The sequence below is a fragment of the Variovorax sp. CCNWLW225 genome (genome assembly GCF_037204045.1).
Classification (GTDB): Bacteria; Pseudomonadota; Gammaproteobacteria; order Burkholderiales; family Burkholderiaceae_C; genus Variovorax.
In genome coordinates, this window is the sequence record NZ_JBBCBV010000014.1 from 1 (window position 1) to 25,086 (window position 25,086).

Consider the following 25,086-nt stretch of genomic DNA (forward strand, 5'->3'; position numbering starts at 1 on the left):
CTTGCGCAGCGAAATAAAGGAGGAGGCCGCAGGCCGGGGGACATTCGCGGAGTAAGGTACCCCGTCGGCGGGTGCGCGCCCTGAACAACGCTCAGTGCGCACAATCGAAGAAGTCATCTCAGAACTTCTCCGACCACGGCCGCAGATCAAGCTCATGCGTCCACGCATCGCGCGGCTGCGAATGCAGCATCCAATAACTGTCCGCAATGTGCTCAGGGTTCAGGATGCCGTCGCTTTCCTTCAGCGCATAACGCTCGGGAAAATTGGTCCGGATGAACTCGGTGTCGATGGCGCCGTCGACCACCACGTGTGCGACGTGAATGCCTTGGGGACCGAGCTCGCGGGCCATCGACTGGGCCAACGCACGCAAGGCCATCTTCGCGCCCGAGAAGGCGCCGAAGTTCGCGGCACCTCGCAGCGACGCAGTGGCGCCCGTGAAGATGATCGTGCCGCGATGCCCGCCTTTTGGGAGTTCGCGCGCCACCATGCGCTTTGCAACCTCGCGTCCGTTGAGAAAGCCCGAGAAGCAGGCCATCTCCCACACCTTGAAATACTTGCGCGCGGTTTCGGTGAGGATGCTCTCGGGCACGTTGGCGCCGATGTTGAACACCATCACCTCGATGGGGCCAATGTTCGATTCGATCTGTTCGATCAAAGCGACCACTTCTTCTTCCTTGCGCGCATCACAGCCGAACGCATGGGCGCGGCCGCCGTCGGCTTCGATCTGTGCGACCAGCGGCTGCAGTTTGTCGAGGCTTCGTCGCGCCACGCAGGCGGCATAACCTTCGCGCGCGAAGCGGCGGGCAATGGCACCGCCGGTGGCGTCGCCGGCTCCGACGATGAGTGCGGTCTTTTGCATGGGCGTTCTCTCGCTATTCCTTGTAGTAGACGATCTGGTTCGACGTGGCGAGCAGTACGCCCTTCTCGCTCCACAGGTGTGCCGCCTGGTCGAAAAAGCCGTTGAAGAACTGCTGCCCCACCGCGCGGCCCAGCAGATAGCCCGTGCCCACCTCGGCCAGTTGCGCCGGCCCGGCATGGAAGTACGTCGTGATCGACACGGTGCCCGCCGGCACATGCTTGGCGCGGCGCAGCCACACGCGCGGATAGAACATGTCGCTCATCGCGGCGAGCGAGCAGAAATCGAGCGGCCGTTGCTCGGCATCACGCAGCCAGAGCCGGCTTTCGCTGTGCTGCAGGCCGCCGTCCCACTTCGCGGGAATGCCGCCGCTGATCGGGCGCATCTCGTAGCGGTCCAGCCAGGCCACGCCGGCGGGGCCGATGCTGAAGCGCTTGACCGACTCGGGCGGCGGCACCTCGGGCATGGGCATGTCGCTTTCGCCCCAGGTTTCGCGCCGTGCGGCCGTGACCACCGTGGCCGTGGTCGTCATGTTCGGCGTGCCGCCCGCACCCGGCTGGGTGATCTGTACCGTCCAGTGTTGCGTCGACCGGTTGGTGCGCACCGGCGTGGCCTGCACGTCGAACGGGCCGGCCTCGAGCGCCGCCGCAAAGTTGACGGTCAACGCGAGCGGCGTGCCCAGCAGGTCCGGGTGCCGCAGCACCGACTGCAGCGCAATGGCGGCCGTGGCGCCGCCGAACGGCCCGACCATGTTCCAGTAGTCAGGGCTGGTGACGCCGGTGAAATGACCGGCGCGGATGTCGCTGTGCTCAAGCGCCAGGGCTTTGTCGAAGGGATGCGTGCTCATGGTGATTTGCAGTGTGCCTCCGATGCGTGGCGTCACGCAGTCGTGTGCGGGACGCCGGGTTGCTGCACCGCGGTAAGTGCGGCCAGGCGGTGCAGCTTGTCGATGGTGCTCGGCCAGAGGCTGCTCTTGAACTGTTCGCGGAAAAAGCCGAAATGGCCGATGCGCCTCGCCTGCACGTCCGCGGGCGCAATGCGCTCCACGGCACGCGGCGCACCCGCATACAAGCTCACTAGGCTCTCGGTGCCGGCAAGCGTCATGAGTTCATCGTCCGTCATCGACAGTGCGAGCACCGGAAAGCGCACGCGCCCGTAGCTCTGCATCGCGCTCTCGCCTTCGGCACCCACGCTGTAGCGCGGGTGGAGGCACCAGCGGCGCCACTGCAGGATGACCCCGCGTGGCAGGTCACCGACCTTCTTGAGCTTGCGGCCCGGGAAGTAGCCGCAAACCCGCGTGACCAGCGGCACCAGCACGAACCAGAAATAGAGAATGCTGCGCTTGAGCTTCGGCGCGTTCTCGCGCCAGTAGCCGCTGCCCGCCGCGATGCTGACGAGGCCGTCTACCTGCTCCGGCCGCTGCAGAAAACCCGGCAGCTGCGCGCCGAGGCTGTGGCCCAGAAGATAGAGCGGACGCTCAGGCAGCGCGGCCTTCGCCGCGTCGACGACCGCCTCGTAATCGCGCGCCCAATCGAACAGGTCGGCCTCGAAGCCGCGCAGCGAGGCGCCGTTGCGCGAATCGCCGCTGCCGCGGTAATCGAAGGTCCACACGCGCAGGCCCTGGCCGGCGAGCCACTGCGCGAAGGGTTCGTAGAACGGCTGGCGTACGCCCATCGCACCACCGATGACGATGCTGGCACGAGGTTCGCCGGCCGGATCGTAGCGACGCACGGCCACCTGCACGCCGTTGTCGACCGGAAGCTGTTGCAACTGCATGTGAGCGTCTCCTTCGTTCTTTGAAATCACCGACCACAACCTTTCCGGCGTAGCGAGCGGGATGAGATGCAAGGCGCGGGTGGCGGGAAACCGGAGCGACCTTCAAGGTCGTGAGGATTTCCCGACGGGCCCCGCAACGCCGCAGATCGCCCGCGCAGTAGCCGCCCTACACGCGTTCGAAGATGCCGGCTGCGCCTTGCCCCATCCCTACACACATCGTGACCATGCCGTACTTCAGGTTTTCGCGGCGCAGTGCATGCACCACGGTAGCCGCGCGAATCGCGCCGGTCGCGCCGAGCGGGTGGCCGAGTGCGATCGCGCCGCCCACCGGGTTGACCTTGCTCGGATCGAGCCCCAGCGTGTTGATGACTGCGAGCGATTGCGCGGCGAACGCCTCATTCAGTTCGAACCAGTCGATGTCCTCGTGCTTGAGCCCTGCATAGCGCAGCGCCGCCGGAATCGCCTCGATCGGGCCGATGCCCATGATGTGCGGCGGCACGCCCTTGCTTGCAAAGCTCACAAACCGGGCAAGCGGCGTGAGCCCGTATTGCTTCACGGCCTTCTCGCTTGCGAGGATAAGTGCGCCCGCGCCGTCGGAAGTCTGCGAGCTGTTGCCGGCCGTCACCGTGCCGCGCGCGGCGAACACGGTACGCAGCTTGGCCAGGCCTTCGAGACTGGTGTCGGGGCGCGCACCTTCGTCGAGGTTCACCGTGCGTGTCTTCGCGATCGACTCGCCGGTCTCCAGGTTCGGCGTGCGATCAGTCACTTCGATGGGCGTGATCTCGTCGGCAAACTTGCCGGCCTTCTGCGCGGCCAGCGCCTTCTGGTGCGAGGCGAGCGCGAACTCGTCCTGCGCCTCGCGGCTCACCTTCCACTGCTGCGCAACCTTTTCGGCCGTGAGGCCCATGCCGTAGGCAATGCCCACGTCGCCTTCGCGCTCGAAGATCGAGGGCGACAGCGACGGCGAGTTGCCCATCATCGGCACCATGCTCATGCTCTCGACACCGGCGGCGATCATCACGTCCGCCTCGCCGACACGGATGCGGTCGGCCGCCATCTGCACGGCAGAGAGGCCCGAAGCGCAGAACCGGTTCACGGTGATGCCGCCGATGCTGGTGGGAAGGCCCGCCAGCACGGCGCCGATGCGCGCGACATTGAGGCCCTGTTGCGATTCCGGGATCGCGCAGCCGCAGATGATGTCTTCAATGGCCTTGGGGTCGAGGCCGGGCACCGCTGCGAGTGCGGCCTTGAGGGTGGTCGCGAGCAGGTCGTCGGGGCGGTAGTTGCGGAAGTAGCCGCGATGCGACTTGCCAATGGGGGTGCGGGTGGCGGAGACGATGTAGGCGTCTTGGATTTGTTTCATGGATAGCTCCTGGATTTGGCTCCTTCCCCCTCTGGGGGAAGGTTGGGATGGGGGCAAGCGGCCGTCAATTCATCAAGTCGATTGATGACCGCCTGCAACACCCCTTCAAAATTGACAAACGGATCGTTCGACCCGAAGCGCAAGACCTCAAAACCCTGCGCATGCAGGAAAGCGTCGCGCTGCGCGTCGTAGCCTTCTTGTGCCTGATGCTGCGATCCGTCGAGCTCGACAATCAGTTTCGGATCGAGACACGCGAAGTCGGTGATGTAATTTCCGAGCGGATGCTGCCGGCGAAACTTCACTCCCAATTGCTCGCTGCGCAGACCACTCCAGAGCTTTCGTTCGGAGTCGGTCATCTCGCGCCGAAGGGCGCGAGCATTCTTTTGCGCGTTGGGAGTGGATTGGTTTTGCATAGGCCGATGCCCCCATCCCGGCCTTCCCCCAGAGGGGGAAGGAGGAAGAGGAAACCTCGTCAGTTCCGCACCGGCTTCCCCGTGCTCAGCATCCCCATGATCCGCTCCTGCGTCTTCGGATGCACGATCAGCGAGCAGAACGCCTTGCGTTCGAGCGCCATCAGGTATTCCTCCGTTACCAGTGAGCCCGCGTCCACGTCGCCGCCGGTCACCACGTTGGCGATCAGGCTGGCAATGTGGAAATCGTGCGCGCTGATGAAGCCGCCGTCTCGCATGTTCACCAGCTGGCCCTTGATGGTCGCGGCGCCGCTGCGGCCCGCTACGCGGAAGGTGCGGCGCAGCGGCGGGCGGTAGCCGGCGTCGGCCATGGCCTTGGCCTGCCGCAGCGCCACGTACAGCAGCTCGTCCTTGTTCGGCACGATGACGTCACTGTCGAGCAGGTAGCCGAGCTTCTTCGAATCGAGAGCGCCCGTGCCCACCTTCGCCATCGCCGCGGCGGTGAAGCCTTCGGTGAGGAACGGCAGCAGGTCGGTGCCCGTAGAGGCCGCTGCGTTCTCGGCCGCGCGGCGCGCAATGTAGGTCAGGCCGCCCGCGCCGGGGATCAGGCCCACGCCCACTTCGACCAGGCCGATGTAGCTTTCCATTGCCGCCACGCGCTTGGACGAATACACGGCCAGCTCGCAGCCGCCGCCCAGCGCCATGCCGCGCACGGCGGAGACCACCGGCACGTTGGCGTAGCGGATCTTGAGCATCACGTTCTGCAGCTCTTCCTCCGCGCCTTCGACCGCGCCGATGCCCGCGACCACGAAGGCCGGCAGCATTGCCTGCAGATCGGCGCCGACCGAGAACATCTCGTCGGGCGACCATATGACCAGGCCCTTGTATTCGGCCTCGGCCAAGTCGACTGCCGCGCCCAGCGCCTCGGCCACGTCGGGGCTGATGGCGTGCATCTTCGAATGGATGCTGGCGATGAGCACTTCACCGTCCAGCGTCCACACGCGCACATCGCCTTCGTCGCTTATCGTGGTGCCTGCGGTGTTGGCATCGGCCGCGTTCGCGCCGAGCACGCTCTCGGGGAAGAGCTGGCGGTCATGCACCGGCAGCTTGCGCTGCGGCACGAACTTGTTCTGCGATGCGCTCCACGAGCCTTCGGGCGTATGCACGCCGCCGGCCTTGGCCACCGCGCCTTCGAACACCCACTTCGGCAGCGGCACCGTGCTCAGCGCCTTGCCCGCGTCGATGTCTTCCTGGATCCACTTGGCGACCTGCGCCCAGCCGGCTTCCTGCCAGAGTTCGAACGGGCCCTGCTTCATGCCGAAGCCCCAGCGCATCGCAAAGTCGATGTCGCGCGCGCTCTCGGCAATGCTGGCCAGATGCACGGCGGCATAGTGAAAACTGTCGCGCAGAATGGCCCAGAGGAACTGGCCCTGCGGCCCTTCGCTCTCGCGCAGCAGCTTCAGTCGCTCGCCCGCGGGCTTCTTGAGCATGCGGCCGTACACCTCGTCGGCCTTGGCGCCGGCGAGCACGTACTCGCCGCTCTGGAGGTCGAAGCGCAGGATGTCGCGGCCCACCTTTTTGAAGAAGCCGGCCTTGGTTTTCTGGCCGAGGTTGCCCAGCTCGAGCAGCTTGGCAAGCACCGGCGGCGTCGAGAAGTTGGCGTAGAACGGATCGGTTTCGACGTTCAGGTTGTCCTGCAGCGTCTTGACGACGTGGGCCATGGTGTCCAGGCCCACGACGTCGGCCGTGCGGAATGTGCCCGAGCTCGCGCGGCCCAGCTTCTTGCCGGTGAGGTCGTCCACCACGTCGGGCGTGAGGCCGAACTTTTCGACTTCTTTCAGCGTGGCCAGCATGCCGGCGATGCCGACGCGGTTGGCAATGAAGTTGGGCGTGTCATGCGCGCGCACCACGCCCTTGCCCAGCGTGCTGGTGACGAAAGCCTCGAGGTCGTCGAGCACCTTCGGTTCGGTGGTGGGCGTGTTGATCAGCTCCACCAGGAACATATAGCGCGGCGGGTTGAAGAAGTGAATGCCGCAGAAGCGCGGCTTCAGGGCTCCGGGCAGCGCTTCGCTCAGCTTGGTGATCGAAAGGCCCGAGGTGTTCGAGGCCAGGATCGAATGCTTGGCCACGTGCGGCGCGATCTTCTTGTACAGGTCGAGCTTCCAGTCCATGCGTTCGGCAATGGCCTCGATGACGAGGTCGCACTCGCCGAGCTTGGCCAGGTCGTCTTCGTAGTTGGCTTGCTCGATGAGCACCGCATCGGCCACGTCGCCGAGCGGCGCGGGCTTGAGCTTCTTGAGGTTGTCGATGGCGCGCGTGACGATGCCGTTCTTGGCCGCACCTTGAGCGACAGCTCCGGTCGCGTCTTTTGCCGCCAGGTCGAACAGCACGACAGGCACGCGCACGTTGACGAGGTGGGCCGCAATCTGCGCGCCCATCACGCCGGCGCCGAGCACGGCGACCTTCTTCACTTGAAATCGGGACATGTTGGTTGGTATTTCTTGGGTTGAAAACGCGGCGGTTTACTGGACACGATTCCAGGTCTGGGTGCGCCAGAAGGGGCCCAGGTAGCCGCGCACTTCGAGCTTCTTGCCGCCGTCGATGGGCGTGAAGCTCGCGCGGTATTCCTTGCCGTTCTCGGGGTCGAGGATCTTTCCGCCTTCCCAGACGTCCTTGCCTTCGGCCTTCTTGCCGCCGCGGATGATGTCGAGGCCCGTGATGGGCTTGCCCTTGCGGTCATCGCTGCATTCATCGCAGATCGCGTCGGGCTTGGCGTCCTTCCGGAGCGACTTCTCGATGCGGCCGATGAGCGCGCCGTTGGATTCGCCGATGCGGATCTCGGCCTTGGCCTCGCCGGTCTTGTCGTCGACGTTGCGCCACAGACCCACCGGCGTGCTTTGGGCCATGGCTGTGACGGAAATGGCGGCAAGGACGATGGCTGCAAGCGTCGATTTCATGAGCGGCTCCGATTGAACGATGACGAAGAAGGCGATGGCCTTATGCCAGCGCCGCTTCGGTGTCCATCAACACCTTGCTGCCGGCGCGCGCGGTGCGCATCAGCGTCGCGGTTTCGGGGAACAGCTTGGCGAAGTAGAAGCGCGCGGTCTGCAGCTTGGCGACATAGAACGGGTCGGTGTTGCCGGCAGCAATTTCACGCAGGGCCACCTGGGCCATGCGGGCGAACAGGTAGCCGAACACGAAGTGGCCGGCCACGCGCAGGTAGTCCACCGCGGCGGCGCCCACTTCGTCGGGGTTCTGGAAGCCCTTGAAGCCGATCTCGGTCGTGAACTTGGTGAGCTGGTCGCCCAGGCCTGCGATGGGGTTGATGAACTCGGCCATCTTCTCGTTGACGCCTTCTTCTTCGACCAGCTTGGCCACGAGCTTGCCGAACTTCTTGAGCGACGCGCCGTTATTGCCCAGCACCTTGCGGCCCAGCAGGTCGAGTGACTGGATGGTGTTGGTGCCTTCATAGATCATGTTGATGCGGTTGTCCCGCACGAACTGCTCCATGCCCCATTCCTTGATGAAGCCGTGGCCGCCGAACACCTGCATGCACGCGTTGGTCGCAATGTGGCCGTTGTCGGTGATGAAGGCCTTGACGATGGGCGTGAGCAGCGCAACCAGTTCGTCCGAGTCCTTGCGCACCTTCTCGTCGGGATGGTTGTGCGCCTTGTCGAGCAACAGCGTGCAGAAGATCTGCAGCGCGCGGCCGCCTTCGGCATACGCCTTGGCCGTGAGCAGCATCTTGCGCACGTCGGGGTGCACGATGATCGGGTCGGCTTCCTTGTCCTTGGCCTTCACGCCCGAGAGCGAGCGCATCTGCGTGCGGTCTTTTGCGTAGGCCAGTGCGTTCTGGTAGGCCACTTCGGTGAGGCCCAGCGACTGGTTGCCCACGCCCAGGCGGGCGGCGTTCATCATCACAAACATCGCCTGCAGGCCCTTGTTCGGCTCACCCACGAGCGAACCGGTGGCGCCTTCGATCACGATCTGCGCGGTGGCGTTGCCGTGAATTCCCATCTTGTGCTCGAGGCCGGCGCAGAAGATCGGGTTGCGCTCGCCGAGCGAACCATCGGCCTTGACCTTGTACTTGGGCACCACGAACAGGCTGATGCCCTTGCTGCCCTTGGGCGCATCGGGCAGGCGGGCCAGCACCAGGTGAATGATGTTGTCTGTCATGTCGTGCTCACCGGCCGAGATGAAGATCTTGCTGCCGGTGATGCGGTAGCTGCCGTCGGGCTGCGGCTCGGCCTTCGTGCGCAACAGGCCCAGGTCGGTGCCGCAATGGGGTTCGGTCAGGCACATGGTGCCGGTCCACTCGCCGCTCGTGAGCTTGGGCAGGTAGGTCTTCTTCTGCTCTTCGGTGCCGTGGGCCACGAGGGCTTCATACGCGCCGTGCGAGAGGCCGGGGTACATGGTCCAGGCCTGGTTCGCGCTGTTGAGCATTTCGAACAGGCACTGGTTCACCACGAACGGCAGGCCCTGGCCGCCGAAGGCCGGGTCGCACGACAGCGCGGGCCAGCCGCCTTCGACGTACTTGGCGTAGGCGTCCTTGAAGCCGGTGGGCGTCTTCACTTCGTGCGTGGTCTTGTCGAGCTTGCAGCCCTCTTCGTCGCCGCTGATGTTCAGCGGAAAGGTGACTTCAGCGGCGAACTTGCCGGCCTCTTCGATCACCGCGTTGATGGTGTCGGCATCGGTCTCGGCGTGGGCCGGAAGCGCCTTGAGTTCATCGGCGACGTTGAGCACTTCGTGCAAAACGAACTGCATGTCGCGTACGGGCGGGTTGTAGGTAGGCATCCGGGACTCTCCTGGTCGAAACTGAGATGAAAAGAAAAACGGGGAAACGAGAAAAGACGGGCCGCTCAGCGCACGGGCTTGAGTCGGCGGCTGGCGGGTTTGGCCGCCGCGGGTTCCGCGGCAGGCGGCGGCGCATCGGGCGTGGCGCTGCGCGCGAGGATGTTGTCGAAGCCGACGTTCGCGCGGCCGATGGAGCCCGGCACCTGCAGAAAGCGCGCTTCGTAGTGCAGCGCGAGGATCAGGCCGTGGATTTCGAAGGCAACCTGCCGCTCGTCGGCATCGGCGCGCAGATGGCCTTCGCTCTTCGATTGCACGATGGCGCGCAAAACGGCCGCCTGCCAGATGCTGACCGACTCCACGAGTGCATCGCGCACCGGGCCGGGACGGTCGTCGAACTCGGAGGCGCCGCTGATGTAGATGCAGCCCGAGTCGATCTCGGCCGAGGTGCGCTTCATCCAGTTGGCGAACATGGCGCGCAGGCGCGGCAGGCCGCGCGGCGCCTCGAGGGCCGGAAAAAACACTTCCTGCTCGAAACGTGCGTGATACTCACGCACCACCGAGATCTGCAGTTCCTCGCGTGAGCCGAAGTGGGCGAAGACGCCCGACTTGCTCATCTTGGTGATTTCGGCCACGGCGCCGATCGACAGGCCCTCGAGCCCGATCTGCGCCGCCAGCGCCAGCGCCGCGTCGACGATCACGGCCTTGGTCTGCTGGCCCTTCTGGGCGGCGCGGACCGGCTTGGCGGGAACGGCATTGACAGACATCGTGGAAGCTCCGAATAAAACGAACGGTCGTTCTATTTTGCAGGGGCTTTCCGCTTTTCGATGTCAATGCCCTTCCGCGGTTGAAGGTTAATCGATGGGACGGGGGCCGTCACCGGCCCGCCCCGATCAGAACTCCTGCGCAACCGGCCGCAGCACCACCTCGTTGATGTCCACGTCCGCGGGCTGCTCCACCGCATAAACCACGGCGCGGGCCACGGAGTCGGCCGGGATCTGGTTGGCCTCGTAAAAGGCCTGCACGCCGGCGGCGCTCTCGGCGTCGCTGCTGCCGAACTTAAGCTCCGAATCGACCGCGCCCGGCGACACGATGGTCACGCGCACGCCGCTGTTGCCCATTTCCACGCGCAGCCCTTCGGAGATGGCGCGCACGGCGTGCTTGGTTGCGCTGTACACGGTGCCGATGGGCGTGAACACCTTCAGCCCGGCGATGGACGCGACGTTGACGATGTGGCCGCTGCCCTGGGCCTGCATGCGCGGCAGCACCGCGGCAATGCCGTAGAGCACGCCCTTGATGTTGACGTCGATGGTGCGGTCCCACTCGTCGACCTTGAGCTTGTCGATGGGCGACAGCGGCATCACGCCCGCGTTGTTGACCAGCACGTCGATGCGGCCGAAGGCTTCGACCGTTGCGGCCGCGAGCTTTTCCAGGTCGGCGCGCCGGGCCACGTCGGTGGCGACGGCAATGGCTTCGCCGCCCGCCTCGCGGATTTCGGCCACCACCTTGTCGAGCCGGTCGGTGCGGCGCGCTGCGAGCACCACCTTGGCGCCGCGCGCGGCCAGGTGGCGGGCGGTCGATTCGCCGAGCCCGCTGCTCGCGCCGGTGACGATGGCAACCTTGCCGCGGATGTTGTCTTGAACGGATGTCATGGAGGTTCCTTTCGGGGGTGTTGAAGAAAAACAAGAAGTGCATGCAGTGTCGAAAATCCACGCATTCCCGTAAATGAAACTCTTGCGACTTCAGAATTCCTGAAAATGGAATACTCCAACTTTTGAGGTTTTTGAAAGCACCACCATGGCCAACCGCCTTGAAGCCCTGCGCGTGTTCTGCACCGCCGCAGATGCCGCCAACTTCCGCGAGGCTGCCGTGCGCCTGTCGGTATCGCCCCAGGTAGTGACGCGCGCGGTGCGCGAGCTCGAAGAAGAACTGGGCGAGCCGCTGTTCCATCGCAGCACGCGCGGCGTGCAGCTCACCGATTTCGGCCGGCAGCTTGCGGAGCGCGCCCGCGTCGCAGTGGGCGGCGTCGACGAGCTGTTTCACCAGATCGACCGGCGCACGCTGTCCCGCCACGCGGGCACGGTGCGGGTCACGGCGCCGCACATGTATGCGCGGCTCATTCCGCAGGCGCTCGCGCCGTTGCTGGCAGCGCACCCGGGGCTGGTGCTCGACCTGCGCCTGTCCGAGCAGCATGCCGACGTGGTCGACGAGCAGATCGACATCGGCATTCGCGTGGGGCCGATGCGCGACGCGCGCTTTGTTGCGCGCACCGTCGGCAAGATGCCGCTGCATGTGGTGGGGGCGCCGGCGCTCATCGCAAAAGTCGGCGCCCCGCAGAGCCTCGATGCGCTTTCGGAACTGCCGCTCACCGCGCTGATCGACCTGAGCTCGGGCCGCCCCTGGCCGTGGGCTTTCAGCAAGCGGCGGATCGTCACGGTGACGTCGCCGGCCTTCGTGACGGACGACATCGATGCCGAATGCGCCGCCGTACTGGCCGGGGTGGGCTTCGGCCAGCTCATTGCGCCGCTGGCCGAACCCTGGCTGCAAGCGGGCGCGCTGGTGGCCGTGCTGGAGGCCGACGCACCGGAGCCATGGCCGATTAACGTCTACCGGCCCCAACGTGCACCGGTGCCTGCACGCGTGCGGCTGGTGTACGACGAGTTGATTCGGGTACTGCGCTGAGCGTGCCAGGCAGCGCAAATAAAAAAGGCGCGGCAGGCTTTCGCCTACCGCGCCGTTTCTTGTGAGCCTGTTTGCTCAGAGCTTGAAAGGCACCACTTCCTGGCGCTGCTCGCCCAGGCCTTCGATGCCGAGCGTCATCACGTCGCCCTTCTTCAGGTAGAGCGGCGGCTTCATGCCCAGGCCCACGCCGGGCGGCGTGCCGGTGGTGATCACGTCTCCGGGCAGGAGCGTCATGAACTGGCTCAGGTAGCTCACGATCTTCGCAATGCTGAAGATCATGGTCTTGGTGCTGCCGGTCTGCATGCGCTTGCCGTTGAGGTCGAGCCACATCGACAGCTTTTGCGGGTTGGGCACTTCGTCGCGCGTCACGAGCCAGGGGCCGATGGGGCCGAAGGTGTCGCAGCCCTTGCCCTTGTCCCAGGTGCCGCCGCGCTCGATCTGGAACTCGCGCTCGCTCACGTCGTTGATGGTGCAGTAGCCGGCCACGAAGTTGAGCGCGTCCTTTTGCGAGACATAGCGCGCGCGCGTGCCGATGACCGCGCCAAGCTCCACTTCCCAGTCGCTCTTGACCGAGTTCTTGGGCAGCATGACCGGATCGTTCGGGCCCTGGATGCAGCTGGTCGCCTTCATGAAGACCACCGGTTCCGCGGGAATCGGCAGGCCCGACTCGGCCGCGTGGTCGGCGTAGTTCAGGCCGATAGCAATGAACTTTCCGACGTTGGCCACGGGGCTGCCGAAACGCGGCTTGCCCTTGACCAGCGGCAGCTTGTCGATCTTCTGCTTGCGCAGCTTGGCAATGGCGGCGTCGCCGAGTTGCTCTGGCCCGATGTCCTTGACCAGCGCGCTCAGGTCGCGCAGCCGGCCTTCGTCGTCGATGAGGCCGGGCTTTTCCTTGCCGGGGTTGCCATAGCGAACGAGTTTCATGTTGTCCTTTCTTGGGGGAGACTGATTAATTAGTAAGTGGAGCGGCCGCCGGAGAGGTCGAACACGGCGCCGGTGGAAAACGAGCAATCTTCGGTGCAGAGCCAGCCGACCATCGCGGCCACTTCTTCCACCGTGCCGAAGCGGCCCATCGGAATTTTCGAGAGCATGAACGCGATGTGCTCCGGTGTCATCTGGTCGAAGATGGCGGTCTTCACGGCCGCGGGCGTGACGCAGTTGACGCGAATGCCGGTGTCGGCCAGCTCCTTGCCCAGCGACTTGGTGAGCGCAATGACGGCGGCCTTGCTCGCACTGTAGGCGCTGGCGTTGGGGTTGCCCTCCTTGCCCGCCACCGAGGCGATGTTGACGATGCGGCCGTAGCCCTGCTTGCGCATCTGCGCCATCACTTCGCGGCAGCAGAGAAAGACGCCGTTGATGTTGACCTCCATCACCTGCCGCCAATCGTCCACCGGATAGTCCCAGAGCTTGGTGTTGGGGCCGGTGATGCCGGCGCTGTTGACCAGCGCATCGATGCGCGGCGATTGCGCCAGCGTGGCCGCGACGGCGGCTGCCACCGAAGGCTGCTGCGCCACGTCGACCTTCACCGCAAAAGCCTTGGGCCCGAGCGCAGCAGCAGCCTTGTGCGCCGCGGCCTCGTCGCGGTCCCACAGCGTGACGCTGCCGCCCGATGCGATCAGCCGCTCGGCGATGCCGTAGCCCAGCCCCGCCGCGCCGCCGGTCACCACGGCATGGCGGCCGGCGAAGTCGAGCTGGTTCATATGGTGATGCCGCCGTCTACCGTGAAGGCCTGGCCTGTTGCAAACACCGATTCGTCGCTGGCCAGGAACACCACCACGGGTGCGATTTCCTCGGCTTGCGCGAGCCGTCCCATGGGCTGGCGGGCGATGAAGGCCTTGCGGGCGGCGTCCGGGTCTTCGTTGGCGTTGATGCGTTCGCCGAGCGACGGTGTATCGACCGTGCCGGGGCACACCGCATTGCAGCGGATGCCGCGCGCCACGAAGTCGGCCGCCACGCTCTTGGTGAGGCCGAGTACCGCGGCCTTGGTGGTGCCGTAGACAAAGCGGTTGGGCAGCCCCTTCATGCTGGAGCACACGCTCGCCATGTTGATGATGCTGCCGCTTCCTGCGGCCAGCATGCCGGGCAGCGCGGCCTGAATCGTCCAGAACTGCGCGCGCACGTTCAGGTTGAACGCGAACTCCAAGTCCTTGTCGGAGGCGTCGAGCGCGGTGCCGTTGTGCACCACGCCCGCGCAGTTGAAGAGCACGTCGAGCGCGGGAAGACTCTTGAAGAAGGCACCGATGGCGTCTTTGTCGAGCACGTCGAGCCTGGCGGTGCGAACGTTGGCCACGCCGGCGTAGCGCTCGATCAGCTTCTCGTTCACGTCAGTCGCCCAGACCTGTGCGCCTTCGGCGGCCATGGCGAGCACGCTCGCGTGGCCAATGCCCTGTCCGGCTGCCGTCACGAGCACGGTCTTGCCCTTGAGTCTCATGCATGTCTCCTTGAAAGATGGGAACCGGCCCGTTCAGGGTTTGGCCTGATGGCAATGGCGCGGTGCGGATCGTATTCTGAATTGGCCTTACCACTTGTCCAATTCAGGACAACCCTTAAACCCCTGACAACAACCCCGTGCCGCTCCAGACCGTCGAACCGCAGCGCTTGTACCGCCAGATTGCCGACCAGCTCCGTGGGCTGATCGGCGAGGGCGAATTCGCGGTCGGCGCGCGGCTGCCGGCCGAACGCGACCTGGCCAAGCAGCTCGGCGTGAGCCGGCCCTCGGTGCGCGAAGCGCTGATTGCGCTCGAGGTCGAAGGCTGGGTCGAGGTTCGCACGGGCTCGGGCGTGTATGTGCTCGACCGCTCCCACCGCGCCAGCAAGCCGGTGGCGCCCACGGAATGGGGGCCGCTGGAGCTGATTCGCGCACGCCGGGTGATCGAGGGCGAAACCGCCGCCATTGCGGCCACCATCGGCAAGCGCAAGGACATCGACGCCATGAGCCGCGCCATCGAGCTGATGCGCGAACTGGCCGACCGCGAAGTGCTGCCGCTGGACGGCGACCGCGCGTTCCACGTGGCCATCGTCTCGGCCAGCGGCAATGCCGTGCTGGTGGAAACGGTGCAGAGCTTCTGGGATTCGCGCAACGGGCCGATCTTCACGCGGCTGGGTGGCTATTTCGAAACGGTGCCCTCCTGGCGCTCTGCCATTGCAGAGCACGAGGCCATTCGCGACGCGGTGGCCGCGCACGACGCCGAGGGCGCGCGCGCCGCAATGCACATCCACATGGACAACTCGCACCAGAGATTCAGCGCGAGCTGGCGCCGCGCAAAAACTTCCTGAATCGCCAGCAGCATTTCTTTCAGCCACTACAACGGAGACAAACCGATGAACAGCAGCAAACGCAACACCCTGAAAGCCATCGCCGCCTGCACCCTGGCAGCCACCGCGCTGGGCACCGCCGGCATGGCCGGTGCGCAGACCAAGCTCAAGTGGGCGCACGTGTACGAAACCTCCGAGCCGTTCCACAAGTATTCCGTGTGGGCCGCCGAAGAGATAAAGAAGCGCACCAACGGCAAGTACGACATCCAGGTGTTCCCGGCATCGAGCCTCGGCAAGGAAGCGGACATCAACCAGGGCATGACGCTCGGCACGGTCGACATCGTGCTGACCGGCGCGAGCTTTGCGGGCAACACCTACAAGCCGCTGGCGGTCACCTACTTTCCGTTCATCTTCCGCGACGCGGAGCATCTGCTGAAGTACGCCAAGAGCGATGTGTTCAAGGAGCTTGCCAAGGGCTACGACGACAAGAGCGGCAACCACATCACGGCGCTCAACTACTACGGCGCGCGGCACGTTACCTCGAGCGCCGCCAAGCCGGTGACCAAGCCGGAGGACATGAAGGGCCTGAAGATCCGCGTGCCTGACGCGCCGGCCTACCTGGCCTTCCCGAAGGCGCTGGGCGCCAACGCCACGCCCATCGCATTTGCAGAGGTCTACCTTGCGCTGCAGAACAACACGGTCGATGCGCAGGAAAACCCGCTGCCGACCATCGAGGCCAAGAAGTTCTTCGAGGTGCAGAAGAACATCTCTCTCACGGGCCACATCGTCGACTCGCTGCTCACCGTGACCTCCGGCCAGCTGTGGGGCAAGCTCTCGGCCGACGAGAAGAAGATCTTCACCGAGGTGATGCAGGAAGCCGCTGAAAAGACGGGCCGCGACATCATCGCGTCGGAAGCCCGCCTGGTCGAAGAGTTCAAGAAGAAGGGCAACAACGTGATCACGGTCGACAAGGCCGCGTTCCGCGAAGCGGTGCTGAAGAACACCAAGCCCACGGACCACGGCTATCGCCAGCAGGACTATGACCGCATCACGGCTATCAAGTAACCCCCCGAAGCGGCTCACTTCGTGTAGCCGCCTCCCCCTCGAGGGGGCGACACCAGCGGCCCGGCAAAGCCGGTTCCGCGGTGTCTCCCGAAGGGGCTTCGCTTTGCTTGCCGCTGGAGCCGACCAGGAGATTGCATTGACTGATGACAAGAAAATCATTGATGACGAGGGCCACTTCCACGCGGAAGACGAGGTCGTCGACCTTTCCCACACCATCGCCGAAGGCTGGATCTCGCTTGCGATCTTCTGGATGCTCGGGCTCACGGTGTTCTACCAGTTCGTCACGCGCTACGTGATGAACGATTCGGCCGCATGGACCGAGGAAGTAGCGCGCTACATGCTGATTGCGGTGGTCTTCATCGGCGCCGCAATCGGCGTCGCGAAGAACAACCAGATCCAGGTCGATTTCTTCTACCGCCACATGCCCGCGGCCATGGGCCGCTGGATGTCTCGCGCGGTCGACGTGCTGCGCACGGCCTTCTTCGTTGCGGCCGTGGTCATGACGGTGCAGATGATGCTGAAGATCGGCAACAACACGCGCATGACCATCGTCGATGCGCCGATGAACATCGTCTACGCGCTGTGCCTGTTCGGCTTCATCGCGATGACCTGGCGCTCGATCCAGGTGGCGCGCCTTCACTGGAAGCGCGGCTACAGCGTGCTCGAACGACCCGAGTCCACCCTGGCCGACCACTGAGCCCTGAGTCCGACGAGAACAACTGCATGCTGAAAATATTCTTCCTGATCTTCATGGCGGGCGGCATTCCGGTGGCCGTGGCCATGGCCGGCGCCTCGCTGGCCTACATCCTCGTGAGCGGCAGCCTGCCGCCGTTCGTCGTCATCCACCGCATGGTGAGCGGGATCGACAGCTTTCCGCTGCTGGCGGTGCCCTTCTTCATCCTGGCCGGCAACCTGATGAACAACGCGGGCATCACCACCCGCATCTACAACTTCGCGCTGGCGCTGGTGGGTTGGCTCAAGGGGGGCCTGGGGCATGTGAACGTGCTCGGCTCGGTGATTTTTGCGGGCATGAGCGGCACCGCCATCGCCGATGCGGCCGGTCTCGGCACCATCGAGATCAAGGCCATGAAGGAGCACGGCTACTCGACCGAGTTCGCGGTCGGCGTGACCGCGGCTTCGGCCACGCTGGGCCCGATCATTCCGCCGAGCCTGCCGTTCGTGATCTACGGGATGATGGCCAATGTGTCGGTGGGGGCGCTGTTCCTTGCGGGCATCCTGCCGGGCGCGCTACTGGCCATATTGATGATGCTGACGGTGGCCTACTTTGCCCACCGCAACGGCTGGGGCGGCGACGTCAAGTTCTCGAGCACGCGCTTCTTCAAGGCGATGTGCGAACTGGCCGTGGTGGTCGGCTGGCCGCTCCTGATCTGGCTTTTGGTTTCGAAGCTGGGCACACCGCCGCAGCTCACCGTGTTTGCGGGCCTGGCCTCGCTCTTCGTGCTCGACCGGATCTTCAAGTTCGAGGCGCTGCTGCCGATCATGACGCCGGTGCTGCTGATCGGCGGCATGAGCACAGGCCTTTTCACCCCCACAGAGGGCGCAATTGCCGCCTGCGTGTGGGCCATGATCCTGGGCTTTGCCTGGTACAAGACGCTGTCGTGGAAGATGTTCGTCAAGGTGTGCCTCGACACCGTCGAGACCACGTCGACCGTGCTGTTCATCGTGGCGGCGGCCTCGATCTTCGGCTGGATGCTCACCGCCACGGGCGTGACCACCGACATCGCCAGCTGGGTGCTGGGCTTCACCAAGGAAGCCTGGGTGTTCCTGCTGCTGGCCAACCTGCTGATGCTGTTCGTGGGCTGCTTCCTGGAGCCCACCGCCGCCATCACCATTCTGGTTCCCATCTTGCTGCCGATTGCCACGCAACTGGGCGTCGACCCGATCCACTTCGGCCTGGTGATGGTGCTGAACCTGATGATCGGCCTGCTGCATCCGCCGATGGGCATGGTGCTGTTCGTGCTGGCGCGCGTGGCGGGGCTGAGCTTCGAGCGCACGACGATGGCCATCTTGCCGTGGCTCATTCCGCTGCTGCTGGCATTGGTCGTGATTACCTATGTGCCTTCATTGGTACTGTGGTTGCCCAAAATGTTCTTCTAGTCACCACACAACACGAGTTCCACGATGAATCCCTTCATTCGCCTCCATCCGGCCGACGATGTCGTGATCGCGCGCAGCCAGCTGGTCGGCGGCGCCAAGGTCGAAGACTTCGCCGTGCGCGGCCTGATTCCCGCCGGCCACAAGGTGGCGACGCACGCCATTGCCGCGGGCGAGCCGGTGCGCCGCTACAACCAGATCATCGGCTTTGCGAGCAAGCCCATTGCCGCGGGCGAGCATGTGCACACGCACAATCTCGACATGGGCCCGGACAAGGGCGACTTCGAGCGCGACTACGCCTTTGGCGCCGACGTGAAGCCGGCCCCCGCAAAGCGCGAGGCCACCTTCATGGGCATCAGGCGGGCGGACGGCCGCGTGGCCACGCGCAACTACATCGGCGTGCTGACGAGCGTGAACTGCTCGGCCACCGCGGCGCGCGCCATTGCCGACCACTTTTCGCGCAAGACCAATCCGGCTGCGCTGGCGGACTACCCGAACGTCGACGGCATCGTGGCGCTCACGCACGGCACGGGCTGCGGCATGGACACGCAGGGCATGGGCATGCAGATCCTGGAGCGCACGCTCACGGGCTATGCCACGCACCCCAACTTTGCGGGCGTGCTGGTGGTGGGCCTGGGCTGCGAGGCGAACCAGATCAACGCCTGGCTCGCGACCGGCCACCTGGCGGAGGGCGAGAACTTTCGCACCTTCAACATCCAGGACACCGGCGGCACGCGCAAGACGGTCGAAAAAGGCATTGCGCTCATCAACGAGATGCTGCCGCGCGCCAACGCGGTGAAGCGCGAGCCGTGCAGCGCCGCGCACATCACCATCGGCCTGCAGTGCGGCGGCTCCGACGGCTATTCGGGCATCAGCGCCAACCCGGCGCTGGGTGCGGCGGTCGACCTGCTGGTAGCGCATGGCGGCACGGCCATCTTGAGCGAAACGCCCGAGGTCTATGGCGCCGAGCATCTGCTCACGCGCCGCGCGGTGCGGCGCGAGGTGGGCCAGAAGCTGGTGGACCGCATCAAGTGGTGGGAGCACTACACCGAGATCAACGAGGGCGAGATGAACAACAACCCTTCGCCGGGTAACAAGGCAGGCGGCCTCACGACGATTCTCGAAAAGTCGCTCGGCGCGGTGGCCAAGGGCGGCACCAGCAACCTCGAAGCGGTGTACGAATATGCCGAGCCGGTGACGGCACATGGCTTCGTCTACATGGACACGCCGGGCTACGACCCGGTGAGCGCCACCGGGCAAGTGGCAGGCGGCGCGAACATCATCTGCTTCACGACCGGGCGCGGCTCGGCGTACGGGTGCGCGCCCTCGCCTTCGCTCAAGCTCGCGACCAACTCGGCGCTGTGGCAGCGGCAGGAAGAGGACATGGACATCAACTGCGGCGAGATCGTGGACGGCACGTCGTCGATCCAGGAAATGGGCCAGCGCATCTTTGAACTGGTCTTGGCCACTGCATCCGGCGAACCATCGAAAAGTGAGAAACACGGCTACGGCCAGAACGAATTCGTGCCGTGGCAAGTCGGCGCAGTCATGTAGCTCGCCCCCAGGCTGCGCGCACTTCGTGTCGCTTCTCCCTCCCCTTACCGGGGGCAACACCAGCGGCCCGGCAAGCCGGTTCCGCGGTGTTTCACGAACGGGCCTTGCTGCGCGGCCCTTGATCAAACCCATGGAGTCAACTGATGCCCAAGACCCTTCCCGCCGCTACGTTGCGATCGCAATGCGCGCAAATCTTGACAGCCGCCGGCAGCACGCTGGCCGAAGCCGAACAGGTGGCGGCCAACCTGGTGCTCGCCAACCTGAGCGGCCATGATTCGCATGGCGTGGGCATGCTGCCGCGCTATGTGGATGCGGTAGCCGAGGGCGGGCTCGTGCCCAACGCGTCGGTCAAGGTCAATGCCGACATCGGCACGATGCTCGCGCTCGACGGCCAGCATGGCTACGGGCAGATCGTCGGAGTGCAGGCGACGGAACTCGGCATCGCACGTGCGAAGCAGCACGGCAGCTGCATCTTCACGCTCGCGAACGCGCACCACCTGGGCCGCATCGGGCACTTCGCCGAAATGGCGACGGCCGAAGGCTTGGTCTCGATGCACTTCGTCAACGTGCTGTCACGGCCCGTGGTGGCGCCGTGGGGCGGCGGGGACGGACGCTTCGGCACCAATCCGTGCTGCATCGGCATTCCGCTGGCGGGGGCCGAGCCCTTCCTGCTCGACTTCGCGACCAGCCGCGTCGCGCAGGGCAAGATGCGCGTCGCCCACAACAAGGGCGAACGGGTGCCCGACGGCTACCTGATCGACGAGCGCGGCGCGCCGACCAACGACCCCGGGGTGGTGGTGGTGCCGCAAGCCAACGGCCTGTTCGGCGCGCTCATGACTTTCGGCGAGCACAAGGGTTACGGCATGGCGATGGCCTGCGAGCTGCTGGGCGGTGCACTCACCGGCGGAGGAACCTGGCACCGCCCGGCCGATACCGCCCGCACGGTGCTCAATGGCATGCTGACGATACTGATCGACCCTGCCAAGCTGGGAACCCAGGCCAGCTTTGCACAGGAAGCGACGGCGTTCGTCGAATGGCTGCGCCAGAGCCCGCCGGGTACGGGCTTCGACCAGGTGCAGATCGCCGGCGAACCGGAACGCGCCGCGCGCGTGGCGCGGGAGCGCGACGGCATCTGGCTGGACGATGCGACGTGGGGGGAAATCGTCGCGGCCGGGGCCAAGGTGGACGTGACCGTCGCATAAAGACTTGCGCCTCTAGCGGCGCGCGTTGCGCGACTTCTGGCTCAGCACGATCGCAATGCCGCCCAGAATGGCCACCGAGGCGGCCGCGAGCCGCGGCGTGATCGCTTCCGACAGCAGCAGCACCCCGCCGAATGCCGCCAGGAGCGGCACCGACAGCTGCACGGTGGCCGCCTGCATGGCCGAAAGACGGGCCAGCGCCGCATACCAGACCACATAGCCAAGGCCCGAGGTCAGCGCGCCGGAGGCCACGGCAAGCGCGATGCCGGTCGCGTCCGCATGGGCGCGCGCCACAAAAATCACGCTGAGCGCCAGGGCCAGCGGCACGGCCCGCAAGAAGTTGCGTGACGTGGCAGCCAGCGGGTCGGCCACGCCACGGCCGCGAAGCGAATACACGCCCCACGCCACGCCGGCGACGGCCATCATCACGGCACCCAGGAGCGGCGGCGCGGCAACGCCGGGCAGCACCAGGTAGACGAGCCCGCCCGCCGCCAGCAGGAAACCGAGCCATGCGATCGGTCCGAAGCGCTCGCCCGAACCCAGGCCCGCGCCAAGCATCGTGAGTTGAACCGCGCCGAACAGTATCAGCGCGCCCGTGCCTGCGGAAAGGCTCAGGTAAGCAAAAGAAAAGAAAGCCACATAGGCAAACAACATGGCGGCAGCGAGCCAGTCGGCCTGCGCGGCCGAAGGCGGGCGCGACCTCAGCTGCACGACAAGCAGGAGCGTGATTGCGCCGGAAACCAGCCGGATGCTGCCGAAGCTGGCCGGGTCGATGCCCTGCCGCTGCAGTGCGAGCCTGCACAACAGCGAGTTGGCCGCGAACGCGAGCATGGCCACCGCCGTCAGGGCGATGGTCTGCAGGATGGACGGGCCGCGGCGTGCCTCGGACACAACTTCAGACATGGGAGGCCACCATGAAGATAGCCCATCCCAGCAGCGCGAACCCGAGCGGCGCGCTCAGCCGATGGCCCCAGGAAACGTTCTTCTCCAGTGCCATGACCACGGCCAGCAGCAGCATCCAGCCAAGGCTGCCGGTGCCAAGCGCGAACATCAACAGCATGAGCGCCCAGCAGCAGCCGACGCAGAAGAGGCCATGGTGCATGCCCAGCGCGAATGCCTGGCGGGCTTGCGCATGGCCGCGCCAGTGCTCGATGACAAAGCTCAACGGCGTGCGGCACTTCTCCAGGCACTGGTGCTTGAGGCGGCTGAACTGGAAGGCGCCGGCCAGCGCAATGGTTGCGGCACCGATGACCCAGCCATGCCAGGCCAGCGTGGGCGCGCTGGCCAGCAGTGCCAGCACCGCGCTGTGGAGCCCGTGCGCCAGCAGGCCGAAGGCGCCCCACACCGCCATGTAGCCGAGCCCCAGCATGGTGAGCAGGCGTGCATGGTCGGCCCGCCCGGCGGTCAGTCGGTCGAAGGCGTTGAACAGCGGCAGCGTGGTCGGCAGCATCATGGCGGCCGTCATGAGGATCCACGCCGCGGCGTAGAGCACGGCAGGCACGACCACGCCGCCGGCCGGGACGACCTGGCACAGGAAGGCGGCCGGGCCGGAGACGGTCCAGTCGCCATGTTCGAGGTAGCGTCCGTAAGGGCTGCGTGCCCAGGCCCACAACACCAGCCACGCGAGCATGGCGAGTGCGGCAAGAACCGGCAGGAACACGCGGCGGTGCCGGACGGCATTGCCCGGCGTGGCGCTCATGAATCAAAGACGAAGGTGCTCTGCAGCGCGTTGTGGTTCTTGATGTCGAGATCGATGCCGAGGGCGTGGTTCTTCGACCGGTAAGTGGGCGCCTTGCCGACGAACACCGGCGCGCCCGGCACCGTGGAAAACACGGTGTCGGACAGCGTGGTCTGTCCGCCGGTTGCGCCGCGGTAGGGCTCGAGTTCGGCGTAGTAGTCGGTACCGATCTCCAGCTCGCCCTTGCCTTCGTTCACCGTGAAGCGGATGGGCGCCCGCTCGACCGACACGACCTCGCCGATGAGCTGGGCCAGGTCGGCGATCGGCCCGCCGGCTTGCCCGGTGTAGACCTTGAGCAGCGCTTCTTCCTGCTCCTTGGAGGCGTTGTCGTCGACGAAGATCGCCGCCGTCCAGTTGCCTTCGAGGATGTTTCCGGGCACATGCGCCACGGCTGCGATGGTGTTGCCGCCGACGTCGATGCCGTCGATGGTTCCCTTGTCGATGCGCCATGCGACGATGGTGTCGCAGGTGCCGTTGTCGGGGTCCTCGCCAATCCAGCAGGGACACAGGACATTGCAGTTGCAAACCTCGAGCAGGCGACCTTCCAGGTGATAGCTCATACGAACCTCCGTTCAGAAGCTACGCGAACACAGGCTTGTCGCCGCGACTCAGCGGCAAGGGGGCGCTGATCGTACGCCTCGCACCCGGGCAAGTCGAGTGCGCCATCCGGACCCATGCGGCGCCATGGGTACCCTGGGTACCCATGGGCTGCGGCGGATCAGCTCCGGCTTGCGTCGTGCGCCGGCTTGCCGACCTGGACGCTCACTTCCTCGCCCTTGATCTTCGCCTGCACGGCCTTCACGGCTTTTTCGAGCCGCGCGCCGTAGTCGGCGTCGGCCTGGCGGAAGTAACCGATCGAGCGGTCGATGATGTCCTGCCGCGTCACGGCGCCCAGCCCGCCCGCGATGCTGTTCACCAGCCGCTCCTTGGCTGCTTCGTCCATCAGGCGATAAAGGTCGCCGGCCTGAACGAAGTCGGTGTCCTCGGGGTGCTGCTGCCACTGGTGGCTGCCGGTCCAGCCGTGGATCTCGAGCGGCGCATACACCGGCTCGTTGGTCTGCTTGGGCGCGTTGCTGAAGCTGTTGGGCTCGTAGTTCGGGCCGCGGCCGCCGTTGCCGTCGCCACGCATCGCGCCGTCGCGGCCGTAGTTCTGGGCCGTGGTCGCATGGGGTCGGTTCACCGGCAGTTGCGTGTGGTTGATCCCCAGGCGGTAGCGCTGCGTGTCGCCGTAGCTGAACAGGCGGCCTTGCAGCATCTTGTCGGGCGACGGGCCGATGCCGGGCACGAAGTTGGCGGGGTTGAACGCGGCCTGCTCGATCTCGGCAAAGTAGTTGTCGGGATTGCGGTTGAGCGTGAGGATGCCGATGTCGATCTTCGGATAGTCCTTGTGCGACCAGACCTTGGTCAGGTCGAAGGGGTTGAAGCGGTAGGTCTGCGCTTCGGCCACCGGCATGATCTGCACCTGCACCTTCCAGCTCGGGAACTCGCCGCGCTCGATGGAGTGCAGCAGGTCGAGGTGGTGGTGGTTGGGGTTTTCGCCGCCCACGCGCTGCGCCTCTTCGGCCACGAAGGTCTCGATGCCCTGGTTGGTCTTGAAGTGGTACTTGACCCAGAAGGCCTCGCCCTTGGCGTTCACCCACTGGAAGGTGTGCGAGCCGAAGCCGTCCATGTGGCGGTAGCTCTTCGGAATGCCGCGGTCGCCGAAGAGCCAGGTGAACTGGTGCGTGGCCTCGGGCGAATGCGAGAAGAAGTCCCAGGCGTTGTTGGGCTCCTGCACGTGGCTGTAGGGGTCGCGCTTCTGCGAGTGGATGAAGTCGGGAAACTTGAGCGGGTCGCGAATGAAGAAGACGGGCGTGTTGTTGCCGACGAGGTCGTAGTTGCCTTCTTCGGTATAGAACTTGAGCGCAAAGCCCCGCGGGTCGCGCACGGTGTCGGCCGAGCCGAGCTCGAGCGCCACGGTCGAGAAACGGGCCAGCACTTCGGTCTTCTTGCCCACCTGACCGAGGAACTTGGCTTTCGTCCATTTCGACACGTCGGCCGTGACTTCGAAGGTGCCGAAGGCGCCCGACCCGCGCGCATGCACCACACGCTCCGGAATGCGCTCACGGTCGAAGCGCGCAAGCTTCTCGATGAGGTTGTGGTCCTGCATCAGCACAGGGCCGTTGACGCCAGCCGTCTGCGACTGCTGGTTGTTCTCGACGGGCGCGCCGTTTTCGGTGGTGAGCTTGCGGGAGTCGGTCATTTATGGGCTTTCCTCGTGTGTTGTGGAGCCCATGTATTTT

Annotated in this window: 24 protein-coding genes; 7 read left to right on the top strand and 17 right to left on the bottom strand. The window is 65.5% G+C overall.

The window, feature by feature from the left end:
* Window positions 1–118: 118 nt before the first annotated feature.
* The 10 genes from V9L20_RS20160 to V9L20_RS20205 all read right to left on the bottom strand — a co-directional run bounded on the left by V9L20_RS20160 (window position 119) and on the right by V9L20_RS20205 (window position 10,848).
* Window positions 119–859 carry an SDR family oxidoreductase gene (locus V9L20_RS20160; protein ID WP_337297939.1) on the bottom strand — a complete coding sequence of 247 codons (741 nt, stop codon included), beginning with the start codon at window positions 857–859 and terminating at the stop codon, window positions 119–121.
* A 13-nt stretch (window positions 860–872) separates the two neighbouring features.
* Window positions 873–1,703 (bottom strand): acyl-CoA thioesterase, encoded by an 831-nt coding sequence (locus V9L20_RS20165; protein WP_337297940.1) that lies wholly within the window; start codon window positions 1,701–1,703, stop codon window positions 873–875.
* Between the two features lie 32 nt (window positions 1,704–1,735).
* Window positions 1,736–2,632, bottom strand: coding sequence for an alpha/beta hydrolase family protein (locus V9L20_RS20170; protein WP_337297941.1), 897 nt, complete (start codon window positions 2,630–2,632; stop codon window positions 1,736–1,738).
* A 166-nt stretch (window positions 2,633–2,798) separates the two neighbouring features.
* Window positions 2,799–3,995 (bottom strand): acetyl-CoA C-acyltransferase, encoded by a 1,197-nt coding sequence (locus V9L20_RS20175; protein ID WP_337297942.1) that lies wholly within the window; start codon window positions 3,993–3,995, stop codon window positions 2,799–2,801.
* Window positions 3,992–4,351, bottom strand: a complete 360-nt coding sequence (locus V9L20_RS20180) for an endonuclease domain-containing protein (RefSeq protein WP_337297943.1) — start codon at window positions 4,349–4,351, stop codon at window positions 3,992–3,994. Before V9L20_RS20180 ends, V9L20_RS20175 begins: the two co-directional genes overlap by 4 nt.
* 116 nt (window positions 4,352–4,467) lie before the next feature.
* On the bottom strand, window positions 4,468–6,891 hold the full coding sequence (locus tag V9L20_RS20185; protein ID WP_337297944.1) for a 3-hydroxyacyl-CoA dehydrogenase/enoyl-CoA hydratase family protein: 2,424 nt from the start codon (window positions 6,889–6,891) through the stop codon (window positions 4,468–4,470).
* 36 nt (window positions 6,892–6,927) lie between these two features.
* On the bottom strand, window positions 6,928–7,362 hold the full coding sequence (locus V9L20_RS20190) for a DUF2147 domain-containing protein (RefSeq protein WP_337297945.1): 435 nt from the start codon (window positions 7,360–7,362) through the stop codon (window positions 6,928–6,930).
* A 40-nt stretch (window positions 7,363–7,402) separates the two neighbouring features.
* On the bottom strand, window positions 7,403–9,199 hold the full coding sequence (locus V9L20_RS20195) for an acyl-CoA dehydrogenase C-terminal domain-containing protein (protein WP_337297946.1): 1,797 nt from the start codon (window positions 9,197–9,199) through the stop codon (window positions 7,403–7,405).
* Window positions 9,200–9,264: 65 nt separating this feature from the next.
* Complete coding sequence (locus V9L20_RS20200) at window positions 9,265–9,963, bottom strand: TetR/AcrR family transcriptional regulator (RefSeq protein ID WP_337297947.1); 699 nt, start codon at window positions 9,961–9,963, stop codon at window positions 9,265–9,267.
* Window positions 9,964–10,089: 126 nt separating this feature from the next.
* A complete protein-coding gene (locus V9L20_RS20205; RefSeq protein WP_337297948.1) occupies window positions 10,090–10,848 on the bottom strand; it encodes an SDR family oxidoreductase in 759 nt (252 codons plus the stop codon).
* A 145-nt stretch (window positions 10,849–10,993) separates the two neighbouring features.
* On the opposite strand from V9L20_RS20205, the gene V9L20_RS20210 reads away from it, so the two are divergent.
* Window positions 10,994–11,878: a LysR family transcriptional regulator gene (locus V9L20_RS20210; protein ID WP_337297949.1), complete on the top strand. Its 885-nt coding sequence runs from the start codon at window positions 10,994–10,996 to the stop codon at window positions 11,876–11,878.
* A 75-nt stretch (window positions 11,879–11,953) separates the two neighbouring features.
* Here the strand turns inward: V9L20_RS20210 and V9L20_RS20215 are convergent, their stop codons facing one another.
* The 3 genes from V9L20_RS20215 to V9L20_RS20225 are packed head-to-tail and all read right to left on the bottom strand — an operon-like array spanning window position 11,954 to window position 14,309.
* A complete protein-coding gene (locus tag V9L20_RS20215) occupies window positions 11,954–12,802 on the bottom strand; it encodes a fumarylacetoacetate hydrolase family protein (protein WP_337297950.1) in 849 nt (282 codons plus the stop codon).
* A gap of 29 nt (window positions 12,803–12,831) precedes the next feature.
* Window positions 12,832–13,578 carry an SDR family NAD(P)-dependent oxidoreductase gene (locus tag V9L20_RS20220; RefSeq protein WP_337297951.1) on the bottom strand — a complete coding sequence of 249 codons (747 nt, stop codon included), beginning with the start codon at window positions 13,576–13,578 and terminating at the stop codon, window positions 12,832–12,834.
* A complete protein-coding gene (locus V9L20_RS20225; protein WP_337297952.1) occupies window positions 13,575–14,309 on the bottom strand; it encodes an SDR family oxidoreductase in 735 nt (244 codons plus the stop codon). The genes V9L20_RS20220 and V9L20_RS20225 overlap by 4 nt, the downstream gene beginning before the upstream one ends.
* 137 nt (window positions 14,310–14,446) lie before the next feature.
* On the opposite strand from V9L20_RS20225, the gene V9L20_RS20230 reads away from it, so the two are divergent.
* From V9L20_RS20230 to V9L20_RS20255, 6 genes are all read left to right on the top strand, one after another.
* Complete coding sequence (locus tag V9L20_RS20230) at window positions 14,447–15,154, top strand: FadR/GntR family transcriptional regulator (protein WP_337297953.1); 708 nt, start codon at window positions 14,447–14,449, stop codon at window positions 15,152–15,154.
* A 45-nt stretch (window positions 15,155–15,199) separates the two neighbouring features.
* Window positions 15,200–16,198, top strand: coding sequence for a sialic acid TRAP transporter substrate-binding protein SiaP (locus V9L20_RS20235; RefSeq protein WP_157611938.1), 999 nt, complete (start codon window positions 15,200–15,202; stop codon window positions 16,196–16,198).
* 136 nt (window positions 16,199–16,334) lie between these two features.
* Window positions 16,335–16,895: a TRAP transporter small permease gene (locus tag V9L20_RS20240; protein ID WP_337297954.1), complete on the top strand. Its 561-nt coding sequence runs from the start codon at window positions 16,335–16,337 to the stop codon at window positions 16,893–16,895.
* A gap of 26 nt (window positions 16,896–16,921) precedes the next feature.
* Entirely contained in the window at window positions 16,922–18,316 is a 1,395-nt protein-coding gene (locus V9L20_RS20245) for a TRAP transporter large permease (RefSeq protein WP_337297955.1), read from the top strand.
* A 24-nt stretch (window positions 18,317–18,340) separates the two neighbouring features.
* Window positions 18,341–19,867, top strand: a complete 1,527-nt coding sequence (locus tag V9L20_RS20250) for a UxaA family hydrolase (RefSeq protein WP_337297956.1) — start codon at window positions 18,341–18,343, stop codon at window positions 19,865–19,867.
* A 143-nt stretch (window positions 19,868–20,010) separates the two neighbouring features.
* On the top strand, window positions 20,011–21,069 hold the full coding sequence (locus V9L20_RS20255; protein WP_337297957.1) for a malate/lactate/ureidoglycolate dehydrogenase: 1,059 nt from the start codon (window positions 20,011–20,013) through the stop codon (window positions 21,067–21,069).
* A gap of 12 nt (window positions 21,070–21,081) precedes the next feature.
* On the opposite strand, the gene V9L20_RS20260 is transcribed toward V9L20_RS20255, so the two are convergent.
* The 4 genes from V9L20_RS20260 to V9L20_RS20275 all read right to left on the bottom strand — a co-directional run bounded on the left by V9L20_RS20260 (window position 21,082) and on the right by V9L20_RS20275 (window position 25,046).
* On the bottom strand, window positions 21,082–21,969 hold the full coding sequence (locus V9L20_RS20260; RefSeq protein WP_337297958.1) for a DMT family transporter: 888 nt from the start codon (window positions 21,967–21,969) through the stop codon (window positions 21,082–21,084).
* Window positions 21,962–22,765: a DUF2182 domain-containing protein gene (locus tag V9L20_RS20265; protein WP_337297959.1), complete on the bottom strand. Its 804-nt coding sequence runs from the start codon at window positions 22,763–22,765 to the stop codon at window positions 21,962–21,964. The genes V9L20_RS20260 and V9L20_RS20265 overlap by 8 nt, the downstream gene beginning before the upstream one ends.
* The gene (locus tag V9L20_RS20270) at window positions 22,762–23,364 is read right to left on the bottom strand and encodes a DUF1326 domain-containing protein (RefSeq protein WP_258503918.1); all 603 of its coding nucleotides are present in this window, start codon (window positions 23,362–23,364) and stop codon (window positions 22,762–22,764) included. Before V9L20_RS20270 ends, V9L20_RS20265 begins: the two co-directional genes overlap by 4 nt.
* Window positions 23,365–23,522: 158 nt before the next feature.
* Window positions 23,523–25,046 (bottom strand): catalase, encoded by a 1,524-nt coding sequence (locus V9L20_RS20275; RefSeq protein ID WP_337297960.1) that lies wholly within the window; start codon window positions 25,044–25,046, stop codon window positions 23,523–23,525.
* Window positions 25,047–25,086 lie beyond the last annotated feature (40 nt).